The organism is Saccharopolyspora sp. NPDC045839 (assembly GCF_056431645.1).
The window spans coordinates 39,780-62,953 of record NZ_JBWKKH010000047.1 but is presented as its reverse complement, the minus strand read 5'-3'; the positions used below and the strand labels follow the sequence as shown (position 1 = coordinate 62,953).

Here is a 23,174-nt window from a genome sequence, read left to right as displayed (position 1 = left end):
TCCATCTACCAGGAGCTTCACTATTTCCCCCGCAACGACACGCCCACCCGGCCCCTCACCTGCACAGACCAGGATGAAAAAGGCTCAATGGAAATTGCGTCCCGTCGGCGTGTCAGGGCACGACACACCGACACCTGTGGACAACTCACGCAATTTCAATGGAAATCGAATATGGCATGCATCAGGGTGGGCACCCGGGGTCCAGGGAGCCTCTGAGGTTCCGCAACCCGCACCGCCAGGCACAACGAGGTTGGAAAACCTCATTGGACTCGCGGTCAGAGCGGGAGCGGGAGTTCGCCGCCGGTGGCGGCGGCGAGGGCATCTCGCATGGCCTCGCGAGGCGCCGGGCGCCCGGTGAACTGCTCGACCTGCCCGAAGGCCTGGTGCAGCAGCATGTCCAGCCCGGTGGCGATCCGCCCGCCGGCCGCGGTGACCGCGGCGGCCAGCGGCGTCGGCCACGGGTGGTAGACGACGTCCAGCACGCACGCGGCCTTCGCCAGCTCCGCCGCTTGCGCGTCCAACGCCCCTGCCGGGAGCGTCGACACCACGACGTCCGCCGCTGCCGCGGCGTCCGCGAGCGCGACGCGGTCCAGCCGCTCCACGCGCACCCGCAGCCCGACCCGCTCCGCGGTCTCGGCCGCGTCGCGCGCTCGCGCGGGCTCGCGCACCGCGAGCGTCGCTTCGCTCAGCCCGAGCTCCGCGAGCGCGGCCAGGGCCGCGGCGGCGGTGCCGCCGGCTCCCAGGACCAGCCCGCGGTGGCCGGTGGTGAATCCGCCCGCGCTGCGCAGCGCCCCGACGACTCCGTCGACGTCGGTGCAGTCCGCGGCCCAGTTGCCGTCGGGCCGGTGCACCAGGGTGTTCGCCGCTCCGACCGCCGCCGCCCGCTCGCTGACCTCGCTCGCGACGCCCAGCGCCGCTCGCTTGCCGGGCATGGTCACCGACAGCCCGGCCCACTCGGGGCCCAGCCCGGCGACGAACTCGACGAGCCGGTCGGCGTCGGCCTCCACCCGCTCGTAGGTCCAGCCGTCCAGGCCGAGCGCGGCATAGGCGGCGCCGTGCAGCACCGGGGACAGCGAGTGCTCGATCGGTGAACCGAGCACCGCTGCCCGCCGCGGCTCAGAACGCGCCACGGGCCCGCGCCTCGTCGATGTAGGCCTGGTGCTCCTGCGGCGTGTTGGCGAAGCAGGAGGTGCCGTCCGGGTAGCACTTGACGAAGTACTTCCAGGTGCCGTCGGCGGGCGTTTCCGCCGCGTGGACCGCTTCCTTGCTGACCGCCGAGATCGGCGTCGGCGGCAGGCCGTAGTTCTTGTACGTGTTGTACGCGCCCGGCAGTTCCCGGTCCTCCGGCCTGGTCAGCAGCGACGGCTTGTCCAGCGGGTAGTTGATCGTGGAGTCCAGCCCGAGGTGCATCGCGGGCGGCGCGAGCCGGTTGTGGATCACCCGCGAGATCTGCCCGAAGTCCTTGGTGATGCCTTCGCTCTGCACCAGCGACGCGATCTTGAGCAGCTCGTACGGGCTGTAGCGGCTGCCCTCGGCGGCCTTCGGCAGTCCGGCGACCTCGAGCGCCGCCGCGGACCGGGTGACCACGTCGCGCAGCACGTTCTCCGCGGTCTCGCCGGGCTTCACGTCGTAGAGGCCGGGCATGATCAGGCCCTCCAGCCGGCGCTTCGGCTCGGCCTTGGAGGCGTCGGCGATCGCCCACTGCGGCACGCCGAGCGACGCCAGGTCGGCGGTCGCGGCGACCCGGTGCATCTCCTCGGAGGTGATGCAGTTGGGGTTGGCCCCGGCGCAGGTGGCTTCGGCGAGCTTGGTCAGGACGCCCGGCGTGTGACCGTTGTCGGGCGCCAGCTGGTCCTCCAGCCGCATGCCGGCGCGGATGTCCACCCGGCCGACCTTCGCCGCCGGCGACAGGATGTGCGCCACGGCGGCCTCGCCGGACATCTTGTTGCGCATCAGGTAGTAGCCCGGCTGGATGCTGTTGATCTGCCGGTTGGGCTCGGCGGCCTTGGTGAACGCCTTGGTGCTGGCCACCACGTCCTTCTCGGCGAGGTTGCGGCCGATGGCGCTGACGGTCTCACCGGCCTTGATCTCGATGACGACGTCACCGGCGCCTTCGCCCGCGTAGTCCTCGTAGGAACCGATCTGCATCAGCTGGCTGGTGGCGTACAGCACGCCGAAACCGACCAGCACCAGCACGAACAGGCTGGCCAACGCGGTCACCAGGCGGCGCCGCTTGCGACGGCGGAACCGCTCCGGGTCGGGGGCGCGTCGTTGCCGCTCGTCGGGCTCATCCGCGAACAATCCGAGATCGTCGGTCACGAAAGGTCCTCTCGTGTCTTCCCCCGACTGTCCAGGAACGCCTGCAAGATCTCCACCGCGGCCGCCTGGTCGACCACGGCTCGCTGCTTCTTCCCCCGCACCCCGCGTTGCGACAGCATCCGGCTGGCCGTCACGGTGGTCAGCCGCTCGTCGGCGAACCGCACCGGCACCGGCGCGATCCGCTCCGCGAGCGCCGCCCCGTAGGACTGCGCCGTCTCCGCCGCGGTTCCGTGCCGGCCTGCCAGCGTCTTGGGCAGGCCGACCACGACTTCCACCACCTCGTGTTCGGCGACGAGCTCGGCCAGCTGCGCGAGATCGGTGTTGCCGTCGGCATCCCGCCGCAGGGTGACCAGCGGGGTCGCCAGCATCGGGGCGGGGTCGCTGAGCGCGACACCGACCCGGACCGCACCCACGTCGACGCCGAGCCGACGCCCCGGTCCGGGGTCCGCCTGCCGGTGTTCGGTCACCCGCCAGCCACCACCTGGTCCAGGGCCGTGCGCAGCGCCGCGATGGCCGCGGTGATGCCGGCGGGGTTCGTGCCGCCGCCCTGCGCCATGTCCGGCTTGCCGCCGCCGCGCCCGCCGACCTCGGCCGCGAAGCCGGGCACCAGCTTGCCCGCCGCGACGCCCTTGTCCCGCGCGGCGTCGTTGACGCCGACCACGAAGCTGACCTTGCCCTCTTCGGCGGAGAACAGCGCCACCACGGACGGGCGGGAGCCGAGCCGGCCGCGGATCTCACCGGCCAGCGCACGCAGCGCGTTGCCGTCCACGCCGTCCGGCACCTGCTCGGCCACCAGCGTCACGCCGTGCACGTCGGTGCCCTTGTCGGCGAGCTCCCCCGCGGACTGCAGGACCTGCGCGATGCGCAGCTGGTGCAGCTCCTTCTCCGCGCTGCGCAGCCGGGACACCACGCCCTGGATGCGCTCCGGCAGCTCGTCGGCCGGCACCTTGAACTGCTCGGCGAGCTGGCTGACCAGCAGGTGCTCCTTGCTGATGTGACGCATCGCGTCCATGCCGACCAGCGCTTCGACGCGGTGCACGCCGGAACCCACGGAGGAGTCGGCGATCAGCTTGACCACGCCGAGGCGGGCGATGCTCGGCACGTGGGTGCCGCCGCACAGCTCGCGGGAGTAGTCGCCCATGTCGACGACGCGGACCTGGTCGCCGTACTTCTCGCCGAACAGCGCGACGGCGCCGAGCTCCATGGCCCGGTCCATCGTCGTGGTGTAGGCCTGCACCTCGACGTCGCTCTGCAGGTAGTCGTTGACCTCTTCCTCGACGCCGGTGAGGACGGCGGTCGACACCGCGGACGGGGCGGTGAAGTCGAAGCGCATCCGGCCGGGCGAGTTCAGCGAACCGGCCTGCGCGGCGCGCTTGCCGTAGGCGCTGCGCACCGCCGCGTGCACGAGGTGGGTGGCGGAGTGCGACCGCTCGATCGCGTGGCGCCGCGCGACGTCGACGGCGGCCTCCAGCGCGGTGTCCACGCCGAGCTCGCCCTCGACGACCTTGGCGCGGTGCACGAACAGGCCCGGGACCGCGCGCTGCACGTCGTGCACCTCGACGGCCACACCGGGACCGACCAGCCGGCCGGTGTCGGCGATCTGGCCACCGCCCTCGGCGTAGAACGGGGTGCGGTCCAGGACCAGCTCGACCTCGGTGCCCGCGGCGGCGGACTTCGCCGGCTGCCCGTCGACCAGCAGGCCCAGCACCCGGCTGTGCGACTGCAGGTCGGTGTAGCCGATGAACTCGGTGGTGCCGTGCTGGTCCAGCAGCGTCCGGTAGGTCGAGAGGTCGCCGTGGCCGGTCTTGCGCGCCTTGGCGTCCTCCTTGGCCCGGCGGCGCTGCTCGGCCATCAGGTTCCGGAAGCCCTGCTCGTCGACGGTCAGGCCCTGCTCGGAGGCCATCTCCAGCGTCAGGTCGATCGGGAAGCCGTAGGTGTCGTGCAGCTGGAAGGCCTGCTCGCCGGCCAGCTGCACGCCGCCGGCCTTCTTGGTCTCGGCCACCGCGACGTCGAAGATCTTCGAGCCCGCCGTCAGGGTGGTCAGGAAGGCGTCTTCCTCGTTGCGCATCACCGAGTCGATGCGGTCGAACTCGGTGACCAGCTCCGGGTAGCTCGGCGCCATCGCGTCGCGCACGATCTTGCTGAACTCGCCGAGCACCGGCTCCTGCACGCCCAGCAGGCGGGTGGAGCGGATGATCCGGCGCAGCAGCCGCCGCAGCACGTAGCCGCGGGCCTCGTTGCCGGGGGTGACGCCGTCGCCGACCAGCATCACGCCGGAGCGGGCGTGGTCGGCGATGACGCGGAACCGCACGTCGTCCTCGTGGTTCGCGCCGTAGCGGCGGCCGGAGAGCTCCTCGGCCTTGGCGATCACCGGGCGGACCAGGTCGGTCTCGTAGACGTTCTCCACGCCCTGCAGCAGGCACGCCACCCGCTCGACGCCCATGCCGGTGTCGATGTTCTTGGTCGGCAGCGTGCCGATCGGCGGGTGCCCCAGCTTCGGCGACTGCTCACCCCTGATGTCCTGCATGAACACCAGGTTCCAGATCTCGATGTAGCGGTCCTCGTCGGCGACCGGGCCGCCCTCGCGGCCGTACTTCGGGCCGCGGTCGTAGTAGATCTCCGAGCACGGGCCGCCGGGACCGGGCACGCCCATGTCCCAGTAGTTGTCCTTGCCGTCGCGGGTCTGGATCCGCTCGGCGGGCACGCCGGCGACCTTCTGCCACAGCTGGGCCGCCTCGTCGTCCTTCTCGTAGACGGTCACCCACAGCCGCTCCGGGTCGAAGCCGTAGCCGCCGTCGGCCTGGGACTTGGTGAGCAGCTCCCAGGCGTACTCCATGGCGCCTTCTTTGAAGTAGTCGCCGAAGGAGAAGTTGCCCGCCATCTGGAAGAACGTGTTGTGCCGGGTCGTCTTGCCGACCTCGTCGATGTCGCCGGTGCGCACGCACTTCTGGATGCTGGTGGCCCGCGGGTACGGGGCCGGCGCCTCACCCAGGAAGTAGGGCTTGAACTGCACCATCCCGGCGTTGACGAACAGCAGCGTCGGGTCGTCCAGGATCAGCGACGCGCTGGGCACCACGGTGTGGCCGCGGCCGCGGAAGTGTTCGGTGAACCGGTTGTTGATCTCGTGGGTCTGCACGGTGGGTCCTCGGAACTCGGGTGACGGAGACGGCTTGGGGTACCGGCGGACGGCTGGCGGCGCTTCGGCGCCGGCGTCAGCGGCCCGCCCGGCGAGCTCGCCGGCCGCCTGCCGCGCCCTCGTCGGCGATCGGGGCGTCGATCCGGCGGAACTGCACCGTGTCGACGACGCTGCCGCGCTCGACGACGTCGTGCAGTTCCTGCTCCCGCTCCTGCATTCCCGCGCGTACCTCGGCGCCGAACGAGCCGACGGCTCCGGCCAGCTCCCGGACCGCGCCGCCCAGCTGCTCGGCCATGCCGCTCGGAGTCGCCTTGCGGGCGGTCTCGTTGAGCTTGCGCGCCACCGCGACCCCGGCCGCGACGCCGGCGCCGAACCAGAACAGGCGCCTCACTTGCGCCCCCCTTTGCCCTTGCGGCGGAAGTGCCGGCCAGCGGGCTCCTGCCGCCGCTTCCGGCGGGCCCGCAGCGCCTTGCTGACCCCGTAGGAGAACGCCGCCGTCTTCACCAACGGGCCACCCAGTGTAGCCGTGAACAGCGAAGACAACGCCGAGACGTTGCCGCTGATCGTCTTGGCGTTGGCGGTGATCCCGTCGACGCGCTCCAGCTGGGTGTTGACGTGCGTGATGGTCGAGTTCGCCCCGGTGAACAGCGGATCGGAGTTCTCGTGCGCCTTGCGGATCGCGATGGTCGCCTCGTCCAGCGTGCGGCCGAGCTTGATCAGCGGGATCGCCAGCAGCACGACCAGCAGCACGAACGCTCCGGCGGCGATCAGCGCGGCGATCTGCGTGGGCGTCACGTGCCCTCCCGTATGTCCACGTCATTCGGTAGGACCGAGCTCTCGGCCCGGTCCGTTGATCGTGCGTCAGGTTACCGGCCCCGATCCTCACTCCCGCACCCGGTCGGCCCGGCCCGCCGACGGGCACCGCCGGGCACCGCGCCCACCGGACCGGGGCTCCGAGCGGCGAAACGAGCGGCGCCCTTCACCGAACAATTCGGCGAAGGGCGCGCATCTCGAACCGATCGTGTTACGAGCGGACCGGGTTGAGCGGTTCCCGGCCGGCGAGGACCGCGGCGGCGTTGCGGGCGGCGAGCTCGGCCATGGCGGTTCGCGTCTCGGTGGTCGCCGATCCCAGGTGCGGCACCACCACGACGTTGTCGAGGTCGAGCAGCGCTGGCTCCACCTCGGGCTCGCGCTCGAAGACGTCGAGGGCCGCGCCGCCGATCCGCTGCTCGTGGAGGGCCTTCGCCAGCGCGCCCTCGTCGACCACCGGGCCGCGACTGGTGTTGATCAGGAACGCGGTCGGCTTCATGGCCGCGAGCGCCGCCTCGTCGATGAGGTGCCGGGTCTGCTCGGTCAGCGGGCAGTGCAGGGACACCACGTCGGCGGTGCGCAGCAGCTCGTCCTTGGCCAGGAAGCGGGCGTCGAGTTCGGCCTCCACGTCCGCGGCGACACGACGCCGTCCTGTGTAGGCGATGTCCATCCCGAACGCGCGGGCCCGCCGCGCCACGGCCTGCCCGATGTCGCCGAGCCCGACGATGCCGAGCGTCTTGCCCTGCAACCCGGCGCCGAGCATGAAGCCGAGGTGGAAGGTCCACGGCCGGCGCGACCTCAGCAGCCGTTCGCCCTCGCCGAGCCGCCGGGTAGCCATCAGCAGCAGCCCGATGGTCAGGTCGGCGGTCGCGTCGACGAGCACGCCGGGCGTGTTGGTGACGGTGACGCCGCGCCCGGTCACGGCCGGGACGTCGACGTTGTCGTAGCCGACCGCCACGTTGGCGACCACTTCCAGCTGCGGGCCGGCGGCGTCGACCAGCTCGGCGTCGACCTTGTCGTGCAGCATCGTGACGAGCGCGTGCGCGCCGCGCACCGCCTCGCGCAGCTCGGGCGCGGTCAGTGGCCGGTCCTGCGGGCAGACGTGCACGTCGCCGACCTCGCGCAGCACGTCCAGCGCGGACTCCGGAACAACCCGGCTGACCACGATCCGCTTGTCCACAACGACCTCCTCGCGACGAGAACCCCGCCGGAATCTACCTGCCGCTCCACCCCGGCCTCACCGGTCGACCGCCACCATCCCCACGGTCCCCGCTCGCAGTTTCAATTGAAACCGCGGACCCCACGGCGTGGGCCAGGTGTCCAGCAGGCCGAGTTTCAACTGAGCGTTTTCATCCTGATCGGCCCGCAGCCGCGGACCGCAAAGCCGCACCCCGATGAGATGTCGCATGCGCCGCAGGCGCATAGCCCACCTATGACACTCGCACCGCCGCGGGTTCACCGTGCCCACCCCTCCGGGGTTCTCCCGGCAGGACGGCCCCTCCGCCGTGTATTGGACATACATCAGGAGGGGCACCCACAGTCCAGGAAGCCTCTGAGGTTCCGCCACCCGCACCGCCACCCAAAACGAGGCTGGAAAAACCTTATTGAAACCGCGAGCCGCCGGCTCAGTCCTCGCCGCGGATGATGCTGCGGAGCTTCGGGACCCGGTCGCTGAGCGTGCGCTCCGCGCCGCGGCCGGTCGGCTGGTAGTAGTCGCGGCCCACCAGCTCGCGGGGCGGGTACTGCTGGGCGAGCACGCCTTCCGGCTTGCTGTGCGGGTACTGGTAGCCCTTGGCGTTGCCGAGCTTCTCCGCCCCGGCGTAATGGCCGTCGCGCAGGTGCGGCGGCACCGGGCCGGCCTTGCCCGCCCGGACGTCGCCCAGCGCCTCGTCGATGGCCGTGATCACCGCGTTCGACTTCGGCGCGGTGGCGAGGTGGATCGTGGCCTGCGCCAACGCGATCCGCCCCTCGGGCATCCCGATGAACTGCACCGCGTGCGCCGCCGCGACGGCGGCCTGCAGCGCGGTCGGGTCGGCCATGCCGATGTCCTCGCTGGCGTGCACGACGAGCCGCCGGGCGATGAACCGCGGGTCCTCCCCCGCCTCCACCATCCGGGCCAGGTAGTGCAGCGCGGCGTCCACATCGGACCCGCGGATGGACTTGATGAACGCGCTCGCCACGTCGTAGTGCTGGTCGCCGCCCCGGTCGTAGAGCACCGCGGCGCGGTTCACGGTGGCCTCGACCGTCGCCAGGTCGATGGCGTCCGCGCCGGTCGAGGTCGCCGACTCCGCCGCCGCTTCGAGCGCGGTCAGCGCCCGCCGCGCGTCGCCACCGGCGAGCGCGACCAAGTGCGCCTCGGCGTCCTCCTCCAAGCGCAAGGTCCTGCCCAGGCCGCGCTCCTCGCCGACCGCCCGGCGCAGCAGCGTCCGGATGTCGTCTTCCTCCAGACTGCGCAGCTGCAGCACCAGCGACCGCGACAGCAGCGGGGCCACCACGGAGAAGTGGGGATTCTCCGTGGTGGCCGCCACCAGCAGCACGGTGCGGTCCTCGACCGCGCCCAGCAGCGCGTCCTGCTGGGTCTTGGAAAACCGGTGCACCTCGTCGATGAAGAGCACCGTCGCCTCGCCCGAGCGGCCGAGCCGACGACGCGCCTCCTCGATGACCGCGCGCACCTCCTTGACGCCGGAGGACAGCGCGGAAAGCGCCGCGAACCGGCGGCCGGTGGCCAGCGAGACGAGGTTGGCGAGCGTGGTCTTGCCGGTGCCCGGCGGCCCGTAGAGCAGCACCGATGCCGGCGCCGCACCTTCCACCAGGCGACGCAGCGGGGCCCCGGCCCCCAGCAGGTGCTGCTGGCCCACGACCTCGTCCAGCGAGCGGGGCCGCATCCGCACCGCCAACGGCGCGTTCTCGGCCAGCTTCTCGCCCGCGCGCATCTCGGTGTCGGCGCCGAACAGCCCTTCGTCGAACAAGCCCTCGCTCACACCCCGACGCTACCGGGCACCACCGACCACTCCACCTGCCAGGAGGCGCGGCGCGATCCTGTCACCGGCTGCGCTCAGCCCACGCGGGCGGGGAGCGCCACCTCGACGGTGCAGTCGCCGCGGCGGCGCTGCGCCGCCCAGTGCTCGACGGCCTGGTGGCAAGCGCGGTCGAGGTGCCGGACCATCGTCAGGTCCAAGTGCACGTGCTTGCCCGTCGGCAGCTGTTCGAGGTGGTCCAGCAGCCGCGGCAGCCGCAGGAACGTCGCGTTGCCCCCCAGTTCGACCCGCACGTGCTCGTCGCCGTGCTCGGCGCGCACCGACAGCCGGGACACCTCGATCGCGGTCTTGACGATGGCGACCGCGAGTCCGGTCAGCGTGCCGATCAGCAGGTCCGTGGCCACGATCATGCCCGCGGTCAGCACCAGCACGAACGCCTCGGAGCGGTGCTCCCGAACCAGCGCGACGACCTGCCGCAGCTCCAGCAGCTTCCAGCCGGCCTGGATCAGCAGCGCCGCGAGCACCGCCGTCGGGATGAAGGCCAGCACGCCCGGCAGCAGCACCACGAACAGCAGCAGCCAGAACCCGTGCAGCACGCGGGAGAGCTTGGTCTTGGCGCCGGCCTGCACGTTCGTGGCGCTACGCACGATCACCGCGGTCATCGGCAACGCCCCGAGCAGACCGCAGAGCGCGTTGCCCGCGCCCTGCGCGACGAGCTCCTTGTTGTACTGGGTCTTCGGGGCGTCGTGCATGCGGTCCACGGCGGCGGCGCTGAACAGGCTTTCCGCCGAGGCGATCAGCGCGAACGTCAGGATCGAGCCGAGCACGGCGGGCGTCATGAGCCCGCCCCATGCCTCGGCGGTCGGCATGTTCAGCGCCGCGAGCAGCGAGCCGACCTCGACCTTGTGCACCGGCATCGCGAAGATCACCGCCAGCGCGCTGGTGGCCACGACGGCGATCAGCGCGCCGGGCACGAGCCGCAGCCGCGCGGGCATCTTCTTCCAGCCGCTCATGATCCCCAGGGCAAGCACGGCGAGCACGAGGCCGCCGATGCCCTCCGCGGTGGTCGTCGCCGCGATCAGCAGGTCCGGGATCTCGGCGAACTTCGCCCAGGTGGACTCGGGCTGCGCGAGCCCGCCCACCGGGTAGATCTGGCCGAGGATGAGCACCAGCCCGATGCCGGCGAGCATCCCCTGCACCACCGACGGCGAGATGGCGCGGAACCAGGTGCCGAGCCTGCTCAGCCCGAGCACGATCTGCACCACGCCGGCGCCGAGCACGATCACGCCGAGCGCGGCCAGCCCGTGCTGGTCCACCGCCGAGGCCACCAGCACCGTCAGGCCCGCGGCGGGGCCGCTCACCTGCATCGTGCTGCCTGGCAGCAGACCGACCACGAGCCCACCGATGATGCCGGTGACGATGCCCAGTTCGGCGGGAACGCCGGAGGCGACGGCCACGCCGACGCACAGCGGCACCGCCACCAGGAACACCACCAGCGAGGCCCCCAGGTCGGCGCCGAAGGTGGCCTTCGGCCAGCGCGGCGCGCCGAGCCTCCGGCGCGCCGGGCGAGGCGTTTCGAGTCGAGATATCACGATGCCCTCCAGGGCAGGTCGAAATGCGGGAAACGGGTATCGCGCCGCGCACCTGGCGGTGCGGGCGTCGACCCGGTGGGCGGTGTTAGGGCCAGCTTCTGTAAGCGGCGGCAGCCGCTTGCGGTGCGGGACTCAGCTCGCACCGCCGCGGGTTCACGGTGCCCACCCCTCCGGGGTTCTCCCAGCGAGGACAGCCCCGACGTGGTGAATTGGCATTCATGATGTCGGGGGCCCACAGCGAGAAGGCGACCGTAATTCCCGCAGGGGGCCGCCACCCGCACCGCCAAGCAGGCCGAGTCCGGAAACAGTCTTAGAGCGGCAGGAAGTCGGTTTCTTCCAGCGTCTGCGGGCAGGCGAAGACGAGGCCGGTGTCGATCTCGTAGAACCAGCCGTGCAACCGCAGCTCGCCGGCGGCGATCCGGTCCTGGATGAACGGGTATTCGCGCAGCGTCTGCAGCTGCGCGTGGATGTGCCGCTTGCTCTCGGCGCGCACGCTCGGATCGTCCGGCTCGACGCCGTTCAGGCCGTCGGTGCCGAGCCAGCCCCGCAGTGCCGGCAGCTCTTCCAGGCCGCGCCCGGCCAGGGTCAACGCCGTCACGGCACCGCAGTGCGAGTGCCCGCAGACGATGATCTCCGGCACGCGCAGCTGCAGCACGGCGTACTCGATGGTGGCCATTTCGCTGGACGCCGAATCCGGCGCGTATTTCGGGACCACATTGCCCGCGGTCCGCAGTTCGAACAGATTGCCCGGCTCGGCACCGGTGATCTGCGATGGGACCACCCGCGAATCGGAGCAACCGATGAACAGCGCGGCCGGTTTCTGACCTGCGGCGAGCTGCCGGCGGCGGTCAGCGGAAAGCATGCTCGGGTGTCGCCGAGCGTGTCGCACGAAATGTTCGAAGCTCATTGTCGTCTCTCCTGGTCGTCGGCTCGGAATACGTCGCGAGCCGCCGATCAGTGGCGGATGACCTGGAGCGTGGCGGGCGAATGTTTGAGCTTGGCATATGCAGGGTGCGGTTTGCTCCCAGCATTTGGGAGCTGCTCGGCCGCCACCTGATTCTCGACGCGCGGGATGCCCTGCAAGCTGCGCGGCAACAGTGGGCGGCGGTCTTCCCGCCGTTCGACGCTGCGCCGGTGCAGCGCGATTCCCGGCATCCTTTCGCGCAGCTTCTCGCTATCCCTGTGCTCACTGGTCTCGGACTTCGTTTCCGCAGGTCCGGTGCGCAGTTGCGGGCCGGCTTCGGCACTCAGCGGACCCAGCACGGCGAGCAGGACCGCGAAGAGCAGGAACAGGCCCGCCCTCGTGATCTGCCACGCCTTGCCGCGCACGAATGCCTCCCGTAATAGAGCAGCCGATCCCCATCCGGCGGCATCGACGGTAGCGGGGGAAAGTAGCGAAACGCTGAACTCAAGGTATCCGACAACAGCGGTGGATGCGCAAGTCGCAGATCCGGTGGAGTCGACCGGGAAACAGATGAAGATGTTCTAATACAACTCGGTTCGGCCTGGTAGTTCACCCGTATGCCGGGTGGACAGGAGGCCCGTCACTGCGTTGCGTAAACGATGTTCACTACGCAAAGTACTCGAGATGTGATCAGAATTACCGCATCGAGTCAGCTTGAAACCTGAAATATACTCGCCCACGCAACGCGCCGGAAACAGGAAAGCTTAGCGGACCCGATAGTGGTAGCCGTGCGAGGGGATGAAACCCAGCGCTTCGTAGCACGACCGCGCTCCGGGATTGTCGTCCTCCACCTGGAGGAACAGCCGCGTCGCCCCCGCACCGGATGCCCACCGCGCGCCCGCGCGCAGGATCGCGCCGGCGACGCCGCGACGCCGCCAGTCGGGACTCGTGGCCATGCCGTAGATCCCGCACCAGCCCGACGAGACGGCGAACGTCCCGACGCCGATCGGGAGGCCGTCGCGCAGCGCGATGGCGAACCGCACCGGCTGCGAGATGCGATCCAGGCTCGGTTCCGGCTTGCGGCCCACCGCCTCGGCGGCGACGAGCCAGGACGGCTGCGGGCCGGGCTCCAGCCGCACCTCGAAGCCCTGCGGCGCGCGGAGCACCCGATCGCAGTCGGCGAACATGGCCGACGTGCGGCCGACCACGCGATAGCCCCGGCCGGCCAGGAACGCATCCAGCTCGGCGTGCCGGTCCAGTGGGCTGACCTGCACGATCGGCGCCGCCTCCCGCGCCGCGTAGAACTTCTCCACGCGTTCGACCGCGGCATCGGGGTCCGGCACGACCTCCGGCGGCAGCGCCGAGTTCGAGCGCTTGCGGTTCAGCAGCCCGCAGTGCCTCAGCACCCAGCCGTCGGCGTGCTCGACCGTCGAAGCGGGCCAGGTGGCGACGGCGGCCCGCTCGATCTCCGACTCGACGGAACTCACGCCACGCCTCCCGATGCATACCATGCAAAAACTCGTATATGCATCCAACCACGGGACGGGTGGTCCCTCAACGGCTTTCGGCCGGTGTGTCTACGCGGTGCGGAACGCCGGGTACGGCTGCAGGTGCAGCGCGCCGGCCCCGAAGCGGTCCACCAGCGCGTCGATCACCCGGTCCGCGAACTCCGCGATGTCGGCCATGTCGGCCTTCTCCGCGTCCGAGCGCAGGTGCCGCCACCGGTCCACCAGCGCCGTGCTGCGGCGCGGCGAAGGCATGTGCAGGTCGATCGGCCGGTCGGTCTCGCCGGTCCGCGGCAGGAACCACCAGGTCGACACCCACACCCACAGCAGCTGGGCGTTGAACAGCCGAGGCATCAGCACCTCGTCGTCGTCCAGCTCCGGCCAGACCTCGACGATCTCCGAACGCCACGTCGACAACATGCTCTCCGCCAGGTTGTCCGGCAGCGCGTAGGAGCACCACGACGACGGGAACGGGTACTGCAGGTAGGCGGCGTCCATCGCGACGTCGCGCACGCAGCCCCACTCGAAGTCCATGAACCGCACGCCGCTGCCCGTCACGAGGCTGTTGTCCGGGCAGATGTCCGACGGGCTGAACGACCGGTACCGGCTCGACTCCAGCAGTTCGGAGGCGCCGGTCAACCGCTCGACCATGCGCGGCGGGGTGTCCACGCCGAGGGTCTGCGACAGCAGCTCCGGCAGCTCGCCCACCGATCGCGTGATGTCGTCGGCGACCGGATCGGTCCACGACCTCGCGCCCAGCCGGCGCATCAGCGCGTCGAAGTCCGCCTCGCACCCCGCCGTGGTGCTGTGCAGGCGGCCCAGCGCCCGCGCCCACGCCAGCAGTGCCCGCTCCGCCATCCGCGGATCGTCGGCGAACAGCACGTCGGCCAGGGTGGAGCCGCGGCCCAGGTCCTCCAGCACCAGCAGGCGTTCGGCAGCGTCGTGCGCGATGAGTTCGGGGCCGATCCGGGCCTCGGGCGGCAGCGCGGTGGTGAGCTGGCAGCTCGCCGCCTCGTGCGCGAACGGGTCAGACCGGGCTTCCTCCGGGCACTCGCCGTAGTGCTTGACCACGACGGTGCGGGGCAGCTCGAACGGCGATTCGGCGATCCGGACCCGCATCACGACGGAGCGGTCGCTGCCGCCGAGATCCTCCGCATCGGCAAGCCGGACCGTTGCTCCGGTCCGCTTGCTCAGCACGGCTTCCGCGGTCCCTACGGTATCGGTCGCCTCGGCGCTGACCGGGACGCGAACCTCCGGGGGACCGGTGGTGATCTCCACGCTCATCGTCTCCAGACACTACCCCCACAACATGAACCTGATAGGGCATTACCGGTCAAGTGACACACAACCGGTCAACACCCGTAATCGCAGCGTGTTCACCTGGGCACAACACGCTCCCACTCTCGACGATCCGCCGGACGTCAGTCGCCCCCTAGACGCTGACGGAACAAAGCTGCGGCGGCGTTGCACGGCGGCGAAGATTGGGCTTCTTCACCGCATTTCCCGCGTCGGCACCCGGTCGGCCAGGCCGGCCCGCCTGCGCCGCAACACGAGCACCGCGGCCGCCGACACGACGATGCCCACCAGGTTGACCACGAGCTGCGCGACCGAGCCGAAGCATTGCGCCCAGTCGCCGAGCGTCGCCGCCACCACCGCATAGCCGGCGGCGGGCACCGTCGTGACCGAGATGAACACGCCGACCAGCACCGCCGACTTGGCCGAGGTCAGCGACAGCATCCCGGCCGCACCGGCCAGCAACGACACGATGAGCGACGACCAGCCGACCTGGTACACGAACGCAACCTGGCTGACGGCGGGCAGAGTGAGCCGGTCGATCAGGCCCGTCCACTCGCCGAGCAGCGCGGCCGCCGCGGTCACCACCATCGCCACCGGGAAGCCCACCGCGAGCGCCGCCGACGCGCGGCGCACCAGCAGCCAGCGGCGGGACACCAGCCCGACGGCGATGGCGGCCAGCGGCCCGAACTCGGGGCCGACCACCATCGCGCCGACGATCGTCACCGGCGAATCGGTGACCACGCCGACCGCCGCCAGCACGCACGCGATGGAGAGGAACGCCAGGAACGTGGCGTTCAGCCGGCATTCCTCGCCGGTGCGGGCGATCAGCTCGTCCCAGACCACCGCGTCGTCGCCATCGCCGGGAGCCGCCTCCTCCGCCCGCTCGGCGCGCTGCGACAGCATGGTGCCCGCCTCGGAGATGGTCACCGCCCCGACCGCCGCCAGCTCGGAAGCGCCGATCGCGGCGAGCACGTCGTCGGCGGCCTCGCGGGCCACGTCGAACTCGACGAGATCACCCGCCGGATCGAGCGCGCCGCCGCGCACGACGACCAGGTGCGCCGTGCCCGGGTGCGACCGGGCATCGGCGAGCACCCGATCGGTGTGCTCGGCCGGACAGATGACCCGCAGGTGCAGCACGTCGTGCCCGCCGCGCTCCGGTCAGCCCTGCTTCTCCACCACGCCGGGCGGGAACACCGAGATGCTCTGGTCCCCGACCTGCGCCGCGGCCTTGGCGTCGATCCCGGCCTCCTTGCGCTGCTCGATGGTGATCGGCGACGGCGCGCCGGTCAGCGGGTCGAACCCGCCGCCGCTCTTCGGGAAGGCGATGACATCGCGCAGCGAGTCGGCGCCGGCGAGCAGCATGCAGATCCGGTCCCAGCCGAAGGCGATGCCGCCGTGCGGCGGCGGGCCGAACTTGAACGCGTCGAGCAGGAAGCCGAACTTGTCCTGCGCCTGGTCCTGCGAGATGCCGAGCAGCTCGAACACCCGCTCCTGGATCTCGGAGCGGTGGATACGGATCGAGCCGCCGCCGATCTCGTTGCCGTTGCAGACGATGTCGTACGCCCAGGCCAGCGCGTGTTCCGGGTCCTGGTCGAAGGTGTCGATCCAGTCGGCGTTCGGCGAGGTGAACGGGTGGTGCACCGCCGTCCACCGACCGGTGCCGACCGCGACGTCGTCGGTCTCGTCCACCGGCTCGAACATCGGGGCGTCGACGACCCAGACGAACGACCAGGCGTCGTGGTCGATCAGGCCGCAGCGCTCACCGATCTCCAGCCGCGCCGCGCCCAGCAGGCCGCGGGCCGCCGAGCGCGGACCGGCCGCGAAGAACACGCAGTCGCCCGGGGAGGCCCCGACCGCCTTGGCGAGCCCTTCGCGCTCCGCGTCGGACAGGTTCTTCGCAACCGGGCCGGACAGCGTGCCGTCGGCCCCGATGAGCACGTACGCGAGGCCCTTGTGCCCGCGCTGCTTGGCCCAGTCCTGCCAGGCGTCGAGCTGCCGCCGCGGCTGGTCGGCGCCGCCGGGCATCACGACCGCCCCGACGTAGGGCGCCTGGAACACCCGGAACGTGGTGTCCTTGAAGTACTCGGTCATCTCGGTGAGTTCGAGGCCGAAGCGCAGGTCCGGCTTGTCCGTGCCGTACTTGGCCATCGCATCGGCGTAGGTCATCCGCGGGATCGGGCGCGGGATCTCGTGGTCGGCCAGCTTGCCCCACAGCGCGGTCAGGAGCGCCTCGCCGAGCTCGATCACGTCGTCCTGCTCGACGAAGCTCATCTCGATGTCGAGCTGCGTGAACTCCGGCTGCCGGTCGGCGCGGAAGTCCTCGTCGCGGTAGCAGCGCGCGATCTGGAAGTAGCGCTCCAGGCCGCCGACCATCAGCAGCTGCTTGAACAGCTGCGGCGACTGCGGCAGCGCGTACCAGTTGCCGGGCTGCAGGCGGGCCGGGATGAGGAAGTCCCGGGCGCCCTCCGGCGTCGATCGGGTCATCGTCGGCGTCTCGACCTCGACGAAGTCGCGACCGTGCAGCACGTCCCGGGCGATCCGGTTGACGTCGCTGCGCATCCGCATGATCCGGGTCGGCTCGGCGCGCCGCAGGTCCAGGTAGCGGTGCTTGAGCCGGACCTCCTCGCCGACCTCCAGGTGCTCGTCCAGCGGGAACGGCAGCGGCGCGGCCTCGGACAGGACCTCCAGCTCGGTGGCGGTCATCTCGATCTCGCCGGTCGCGATCTCCGGGTTCTCGTTGCCCGCCGGGCGGCGGATGACCTCGCCGGTGACCCGGACGCAGAACTCGGCGCGCAGCCGGTGGGCGCGCTCGGCCATCTCGCCTTCGCGGAAGACGACCTGTGCGACGCCCGAGGCGTCGCGCAGATCGATGAAGATGACCCCGCCGTGATCGCGACGGCGCGCCACCCACCCGGCGAGGGTGACGGTCTGCCCGGCATGACCGGAGCGAAGCGATCCGGCCTCGTGCGTGCGCATCACGGGTACTGAGCTCCTTCTTCCGCTGTTCAGCGCTTGACGGTATGGACGGTGTAGCTGTCGGCGATCCTCGCCGCTCCCGATCGGCAGGACGTCTGTCGATCACGGTGTTCAGCAGCTGGGACGCAAGACATTAAGGCTAGCCAACGAACCTGGGAGCGCATCGCGCAGGTGCCGCGCGTCCGGCCGCCGCCGCGGAGCGTGACCGCACCTCCCGGCCGCGACCTCCCCCACCCGGCCGCCTGCTCACGCCCCTTGGTTCGCCCGTTCGCCGGAGCGACACCAAATGGTCGATACCAATTTTGCCGCAGCTGGTCCACAATTCAACTGATTCGAGGCGCGACCGACGATCACGCAGCGGCATTGCCAGGCGTCCACGAAGCGATGAAGGAGTTGATTCCCGCCTTAAGCACACCCAAGTTCCTCCTTTAGTCGTAGACGCCTACCTGAACTCGGTCGTTGCGCAACGTAGACCCCACTGATTAGCGTAAGTTCGGAATTCGGCGGACACGAGGAGTAACGATGACCGGCCCGAAAACCGAGGCTCGCCCGGCCACCCACCCGGCCGTCCGCGGCACGCAGCAAGGAGCGAACGCTTTGTCTGCCGAACTCTCCGAACTGCTCCGAACCGGCCCGTTCGAGGCCGCCCTGCGCACCGCGATCCGGGCCAGCCGGCTGAGCCTGGAACGCATCCAGCACCGACTGCGCGCCCGCGGCACCCCGGTCAGCATCACCGCGCTGAGTTACTGGCAGTCCGGCCGCCGGCGTCCCGAGCGCCCCGACTCGCTGCTCGCCCTGCAGCAGCTGGAGCAGGTGCTCGGCGTGCCGGAGAGCTCGCTGTCGGCCCTGCTCGGCCCGCCGCGCCCGCGCGGCCGCACCCGGCAGGCCCCCGCCGAGGCGCCGCCGCTGAGCGCGCTCTGGTCGGAGAACGAGTCCGCCGCCGAGCTTCTCACCAAGATCGACACCAGCCACGACAGCAAGCTCGCCAGGCTGAGCCACCACGACGTCGTGCACGTCGACCAGCGCGGCGAGCTGCGCAAGATCCGCACCCGCAAGCTGGTCCGGGCCGAGACCAACGGCGTCGACCGCTGGGTGATCATGTTCGACGGCGCCTCCTCCGGCGAAACGCCCCCGATAATCCGGCCGATCCGGTCCTGCCGGTTAGGTCAGGTCCTCACCGACCACGCCCGCGATCTGGTGGTGGCGGAGCTGCTGTTCGACCGGGCCTTGGCGCGCGGCGAGACGCTGCTGCTGGAGTACGAGATCATCGACCCGCCGACCGGCCCGAACGAGGCCGAGCACAGCTTCTGCCGGCTGTTCCGGCTGCCCGTGCGCCAGTACGTGGTGGAGCTGCAGTTCGATCCGGCGCACCCGCCGACCCGGTGCGAGAGCTACGTCGGCGACTCCACCACGCAGGAGGTGGAGCCCCCGAAGCCGCTGACCGTCGACCGGTTCGGCCGCACGCACGCGGTGGCGCTGGACTTCGGCATGGGCGTCTTCGGCGTTCGATGGCAGCCCGAGGAGCAGCTGGGTTCCAGCACCTCTTCGCGTACCACGACACGTTGACCCGATCCGGGGAAGCGCCGATCGCCTTCCAGCACGGTAGGTAACCATGAATCGGCGGGCGCGCCGAGGCGCGACCGAATTATCAACATCATCGGCGGCTTTTACAACCCGAAACGAACGGCGAAGTTTCCAGACTGTCAGAAATCGTTTTCCTTAACATTGTCCTATCCCAATCGAAAATGATATGCATTTCCCGGAACGACTCCCCGATCGTCGCCTACGGGGCTCACAACAGGCTGAGCTGACGCACTCGCTCCTCCTCGGCGACGGACCGGGCGGCACCGGCCCCGGCGTCGCGGAACGCCGACCGCCAGAGAAAGCCGCGATACGCGCTTCCGGCCTCAGCTGACCTCGTCGGGCACCGGGGCACTGGTCACGACCCGGTCGGCTTACGTGCAGGCACCGCCTGGCGATCAGGGTGATCAGCTCGCGCTCTTCCCGGCGCGGGGCGGCACGAGCTCGCCGCGACGGGTCCGGGTCAGGGCTGGTAACGCGCGGCGATCTTGGCGACCTGGCCGCTCTCATCGAGCCAGATCTTGGCCGACTGGTTGTTCTGCTGGATGAAGTCGTCCAAGGTGATCGGCACTACCCCCAGCCCCTCCGAGTCGAGCTGGGGCGAGTCGATCGGTGTGGCGCCTTCGAACGGGCTGAGCAACTGGGCATCCGGGGCGAGTGCGGCCACCAGGCGGGGTCCGCCTGCGCTGACCGGGTGGGGTGCCCCCATGGAGGAGTCGTCCCACTTGCCTTCGACGTAGGAGACCATCCGGCTCCCGTTGTTCTCGGCGAACTCCAGATCGACGGCAATGTCGACGGTGTGCATGTTCGGGGCCATGACATCTGTCCCGGCGCCCGTCGCGGAGTTGGCAGTACTCCCGGCACTCGCGGCACCTGCCGCCGGTGCGGGCGGGGGCGATGCCGACTGCCCGGCCGGGGACGTGCACCCGCTCACGAGCACCACTGCGGCCAGCAGCCCGCCGGGGATCAGAGCGGCCATACGGCTGATCTTGCGCATTTGTTTCTCCTGCAACCGGGTTGTTTCCGACTCTTCGATCAGACAGACGTGCCGGGACCGCGGCGGTTGTCAGCAGTCGGCAAAAACGATCACCACTTCGGTTCCACTGCTCGAACGGGCATCGCGGGTGCCTGGAGGGTCAGGATCACGCGGAACGGCTGGCCGACCGCGGCCATGAGCCGCATCGCGGCAAGGAGGTCCCCGGGCGCGGAAGGCCTTGGTAGCGCGTCATGACATGGGCGGCGTTTCTCCCAGGCCGAAGCCGGCGGGTTCGACCGCTGACCGGCTCGTCGACCCCACGTCACAACAGGGCGAGCTGACGCGCCCGATCCCGGTCCGCATCGGACTGCGGGGGATCATGCTGCTGCGTCCGGAAGTTCTCCGGTCGCTGCGGGTGCGCCAACCCATGCCGGCGCTTGGCCTGCTCCACCAGGTGCATGACTTCACGCTGGTACGACTTCGGGGCGTAGGCGCCGTTGCGGTACAGCCGCTCGTACAACGGGAGCAGTTCGGGCCGCTGACCGCGCAGCCACTCATGGTACCACTCGCGTGCCCCAGGACGCAGATGAAGCATCAAGGGCGTCACGCTCGTCGCGCCTGCCTCGGCGATCGCGGCCACCGTGCGATCGATCTCGGCCGGCGAGTCGCTGAGTCCGGGCAGAATCGGCGCCATCAAGACCGAGCACCCGATGCCCGCCTCGGTAAACCGTCGCACAACGTCGAGACGCCGCAGCGGCGATGGCGTCCCCGGCTCGACAGCCCGCCAGAGCCGCTCGTCGACCGACCCCACCGACACCGCCACCGAGACCTTGGTCCGCTGCGCAGCCTCAGTGATCAGATCCAGGTCTCGGAGGATCAGCGTGCCCTTGGTGAGGATCGAGAACGGGTTCGCGTGATCCCGCAGTGCCGCAAGAATTTCCCTCATCAGCCGATAGCGTCCCTCGGCACGCTGGTAGGGATCCGTGTTCGTGCCCATCGCGATCGGCTCGCCCGCCCAGCGAGGGCCGGCCAACTCCTTGCGCAGCAAGGCCCCGGCGTTGACCTTGACGACGATCTTGCTGTCGAAGTCGTGCCCGGCGTCCAGGTCCAGGTACGTGTGAGTGCGTCTCGCAAAACAATAAATGCAAGCATGGGTGCAACCTCTGTAAGGATTCACCGTCCAGCGAAACGGCACGTGCGACTCGCCCGGCACCCGGTTCAGCACCGACTTCGCGTGGATCTCGATCGCGTACGCCTCGGCCGTGCCCGCCTCGATCGGCACCGGCTCCGGCAATCGCAGCCCCGCGCGCCCGCCGGACCGCGGCGGCGGCTCCGGCAGCTCGAGCGGGAGCTCCGGCGCACCCCCGACCGGTGGCTTGACCCGTTGCTGTTCCCATCGCATGAATCAATTCGAACATAGTTTCGACATCATGTCGAGCGCCGTTTCCTCATGTCCGCCGATCGAGTGGCGCGGGTGGGCGAGCCCGGCCGAACGCCCCGCTTCGGGCCGCGGCAGGCGGTCCGCATAATTGCCCGGTGACCGACCGCCGCCCCACCGGAGAGCCTCCCGAGCCCGGAGGCGGCCATCGTGCTCGCCACCGCCGCACCGCCGACCAGGCCCAACCGGCCGCGGACCGGCCGCAGGGCGGTCGCCGCGCGAACCCCGGCCCGCGACGGGACGACGGCCCCGGCACCGGGCACGGTCACGGCCATGGGCACGGTCACGGTCACGGCCCCGGCGAACCGGCGTCCAAGCAGGTCAGGCGGGTGCTCGCGATCGCGCTGGCGCCCTTCGCGCTGGCCACCATCGTCGGTTTCCTGCTCCTCTACCCGTTCGACCACCAGCAACGCACCGGCGCCGACCTCGGCTTCGGCCAGTACCCGGTCAACGCCGTCATCGTCTCCGCCGCCGCGGGCTCGTGCACCCAGGGCTCGCCCGACGAGAGCGGCTGCGTGGTGCTCGGAGTCCAGATGCAGGACGGGCCGCGCCCCGACCGGACGATCGAGCAGACGGTGCCGACGGACCCCGGTACGCCGCGATTCGCCGTCGGCGACCACGTGGTGCTCAGCTACGCCGGGGCCAACCCCGACGACCCGTCGTCCTACCAGGTCGTCGACTTCCAGCGCGGCATGCCGCTGCTGGTCCTGGCCCTCGTGTTCGCCGCCGCGGTGATCGTGCTCGGCCGCTGGCAGGGCGTCGCCGCGCTGGTCGCGCTCGGGCTGAGCTTCGTCGTGCTGATCGGCTTCGTGCTGCCCGCCATCCTCGCCGGCGAGGACCCGCTGCTGGTGGCGGTCGTCGGAGCCGGACTGATCATGTTCGTGGTGCTCTACCTGACGCACGGCTTCTCCGCGCGGACCTCGACCGCGGTGCTCGGCACCCTGCTGAGCCTCGCCCTGATCGGCCTGCTCAGCGTGGTCTTCTCGGCGGCCACCAGCCTGACCGGGCTGGACGAGGACACGTCGAGCCTGATGGGAGTGCTCGGCACGCCGATCGATGCGCGCGGCCTGCTGCTGGCCGGGATCGTCATCGGCGCGCTCGGCGTGCTCGACGACGTGACCGTCACCCAGACCAGCGCGGTGTGGGAGCTGCGCAAGGCCAACCCGTCGTTGTCCTGGCGGCAGCTCTACAAGGCGGGCCAGCGGATCGGCCGCGACCACGTGTCGTCGGCGGTGAACACGCTGGTCCTGGCCTATGCGGGCGCGGCCCTGCCGCTGCTGCTGGCGTACACGCTCTCCGGCCGGACCTTCGGCGAGGTGGTGAGCTCGCAGGCGGTGGCGCAGGAGGTCGTGCGCACGCTGGTCGGCAGCATCGGCCTGGTCGCCGCGGTGCCGATCACCACGGCGATCGCCGCCGCGGTGGCGGTCCGGGAGCCCGCGAAGAGCTCCGGCCGCAGCGGGGGCTCGGTCGCGGACCGCGTGGGGCGAGCGGCCGCCACCAGCGCGGAAACCCCGACGGTGCGCCGACGGCCGCCGCACCTCAGGCCCGGCCGCTGATCCACCCGCCCTCGACCCGCTGATCCACCCACCCTCGACCCGGTGGTCCACCCACCCTCGACCCGGTGGTCCACCCACCCTCGGCCCGGTGGTCCGCAATTTCAATG

The 23,174-nt window shown here is 70.7% G+C and carries 20 protein-coding genes; 2 read left to right on the top strand and 18 right to left on the bottom strand.

Annotated elements, in window-relative coordinates:
• Positions 1-275 precede the first annotated feature (275 nt).
• The 16 genes from AC07EQ_RS39485 to aspS form a co-directional block, all read right to left on the bottom strand.
• Positions 276-1,130, bottom strand: coding sequence for a shikimate dehydrogenase (locus tag AC07EQ_RS39485; RefSeq protein ID WP_478392923.1), 855 nt, complete (start codon positions 1,128-1,130; stop codon positions 276-278).
• Positions 1,117-2,319, bottom strand: a complete 1,203-nt coding sequence (gene mltG, locus AC07EQ_RS39480) for an endolytic transglycosylase MltG (RefSeq protein WP_478392922.1) — start codon at positions 2,317-2,319, stop codon at positions 1,117-1,119. Before mltG ends, AC07EQ_RS39485 begins: the two co-directional genes overlap by 14 nt.
• Entirely contained in the window at positions 2,316-2,786 is a 471-nt protein-coding gene (gene ruvX, locus AC07EQ_RS39475; protein WP_452617472.1) for a Holliday junction resolvase RuvX, read from the bottom strand. The genes mltG and ruvX overlap by 4 nt, the downstream gene beginning before the upstream one ends.
• Positions 2,783-5,455 (bottom strand): alanine--tRNA ligase, encoded by a 2,673-nt coding sequence (gene alaS / locus AC07EQ_RS39470; RefSeq protein ID WP_478392921.1) that lies wholly within the window; start codon positions 5,453-5,455, stop codon positions 2,783-2,785. Before alaS ends, ruvX begins: the two co-directional genes overlap by 4 nt.
• A gap of 76 nt (positions 5,456-5,531) precedes the next feature.
• A complete protein-coding gene (locus AC07EQ_RS39465) occupies positions 5,532-5,846 on the bottom strand; it encodes a hypothetical protein (RefSeq protein ID WP_132493841.1) in 315 nt (104 codons plus the stop codon).
• A complete protein-coding gene (locus AC07EQ_RS39460; RefSeq protein WP_010311092.1) occupies positions 5,843-6,250 on the bottom strand; it encodes a DUF948 domain-containing protein in 408 nt (135 codons plus the stop codon). Before AC07EQ_RS39460 ends, AC07EQ_RS39465 begins: the two co-directional genes overlap by 4 nt.
• A gap of 229 nt (positions 6,251-6,479) precedes the next feature.
• Positions 6,480-7,445 (bottom strand): 2-hydroxyacid dehydrogenase, encoded by a 966-nt coding sequence (locus tag AC07EQ_RS39455; protein ID WP_478392920.1) that lies wholly within the window; start codon positions 7,443-7,445, stop codon positions 6,480-6,482.
• 57 nt (positions 7,446-7,502) lie between these two features.
• Positions 7,503-7,688, bottom strand: coding sequence for a hypothetical protein (locus tag AC07EQ_RS39450; protein ID WP_478392919.1), 186 nt, complete (start codon positions 7,686-7,688; stop codon positions 7,503-7,505).
• Between the two features lie 202 nt (positions 7,689-7,890).
• Positions 7,891-9,246 carry a replication-associated recombination protein A gene (locus tag AC07EQ_RS39445; protein WP_478392918.1) on the bottom strand — a complete coding sequence of 452 codons (1,356 nt, stop codon included), beginning with the start codon at positions 9,244-9,246 and terminating at the stop codon, positions 7,891-7,893.
• A 74-nt stretch (positions 9,247-9,320) separates the two neighbouring features.
• Positions 9,321-10,835 (bottom strand): SulP family inorganic anion transporter, encoded by a 1,515-nt coding sequence (locus AC07EQ_RS39440; RefSeq protein WP_478392917.1) that lies wholly within the window; start codon positions 10,833-10,835, stop codon positions 9,321-9,323.
• Between the two features lie 310 nt (positions 10,836-11,145).
• On the bottom strand, positions 11,146-11,742 hold the full coding sequence (locus AC07EQ_RS39435; RefSeq protein ID WP_478392916.1) for a carbonic anhydrase: 597 nt from the start codon (positions 11,740-11,742) through the stop codon (positions 11,146-11,148).
• 47 nt (positions 11,743-11,789) lie between these two features.
• Complete coding sequence (locus tag AC07EQ_RS39430) at positions 11,790-12,164, bottom strand: hypothetical protein (RefSeq protein ID WP_478392915.1); 375 nt, start codon at positions 12,162-12,164, stop codon at positions 11,790-11,792.
• A 339-nt stretch (positions 12,165-12,503) separates the two neighbouring features.
• The gene (locus AC07EQ_RS39425; RefSeq protein ID WP_478392914.1) at positions 12,504-13,226 is read right to left on the bottom strand and encodes a GNAT family N-acetyltransferase; all 723 of its coding nucleotides are present in this window, start codon (positions 13,224-13,226) and stop codon (positions 12,504-12,506) included.
• 90 nt (positions 13,227-13,316) lie between these two features.
• On the bottom strand, positions 13,317-14,528 hold the full coding sequence (locus AC07EQ_RS39420; RefSeq protein ID WP_478392913.1) for a hypothetical protein: 1,212 nt from the start codon (positions 14,526-14,528) through the stop codon (positions 13,317-13,319).
• 207 nt (positions 14,529-14,735) lie between these two features.
• Entirely contained in the window at positions 14,736-15,677 is a 942-nt protein-coding gene (locus AC07EQ_RS39415) for a DUF389 domain-containing protein (RefSeq protein ID WP_478392912.1), read from the bottom strand.
• A gap of 21 nt (positions 15,678-15,698) precedes the next feature.
• Entirely contained in the window at positions 15,699-17,519 is a 1,821-nt protein-coding gene (gene aspS / locus AC07EQ_RS39410) for an aspartate--tRNA ligase (protein ID WP_478392911.1), read from the bottom strand.
• A 519-nt stretch (positions 17,520-18,038) separates the two neighbouring features.
• On the opposite strand from aspS, the gene AC07EQ_RS39405 reads away from it, so the two are divergent.
• A complete protein-coding gene (locus AC07EQ_RS39405) occupies positions 18,039-19,082 on the top strand; it encodes a hypothetical protein (protein ID WP_132483583.1) in 1,044 nt (347 codons plus the stop codon).
• A gap of 478 nt (positions 19,083-19,560) precedes the next feature.
• On the opposite strand, the gene AC07EQ_RS39400 is transcribed toward AC07EQ_RS39405, so the two are convergent.
• Positions 19,561-20,094 carry a hypothetical protein gene (locus tag AC07EQ_RS39400; protein WP_478392910.1) on the bottom strand — a complete coding sequence of 178 codons (534 nt, stop codon included), beginning with the start codon at positions 20,092-20,094 and terminating at the stop codon, positions 19,561-19,563.
• 301 nt (positions 20,095-20,395) lie between these two features.
• On the bottom strand, positions 20,396-21,475 hold the full coding sequence (locus tag AC07EQ_RS39395) for an Rv2578c family radical SAM protein (protein WP_478392909.1): 1,080 nt from the start codon (positions 21,473-21,475) through the stop codon (positions 20,396-20,398).
• A 134-nt stretch (positions 21,476-21,609) separates the two neighbouring features.
• On the opposite strand from AC07EQ_RS39395, the gene AC07EQ_RS39390 reads away from it, so the two are divergent.
• A complete protein-coding gene (locus AC07EQ_RS39390; protein ID WP_478392908.1) occupies positions 21,610-23,067 on the top strand; it encodes a YibE/F family protein in 1,458 nt (485 codons plus the stop codon).
• Positions 23,068-23,174 lie beyond the last annotated feature (107 nt).

Bases quoted from the DNA above. Each gene is read 5' to 3' on its own strand.
- AC07EQ_RS39400 (WP_478392910.1), bottom strand. From the start codon at position 20,094: ATGCGCAAGATCAGCCGTATGGCCGCTCTGATCCCCGGCGGGCTGCTG.
- AC07EQ_RS39450 (WP_478392919.1), bottom strand. From the start codon at position 7,688: ATGCGCCTGCGGCGCATGCGACATCTCATCGGGGTGCGGCTTTGCGGT.
- AC07EQ_RS39405 (WP_132483583.1), top strand. From the start codon at position 18,039: ATGACCGGCCCGAAAACCGAGGCTCGCCCGGCCACCCACCCGGCCGTC.
- AC07EQ_RS39420 (WP_478392913.1), bottom strand. From the start codon at position 14,528: ATGAGCGTGGAGATCACCACCGGTCCCCCGGAGGTTCGCGTCCCGGTC.
- AC07EQ_RS39395 (WP_478392909.1), bottom strand. From the start codon at position 21,475: ATGCGATGGGAACAGCAACGGGTCAAGCCACCGGTCGGGGGTGCGCCG.
- AC07EQ_RS39435 (WP_478392916.1), bottom strand. From the start codon at position 11,742: ATGAGCTTCGAACATTTCGTGCGACACGCTCGGCGACACCCGAGCATG.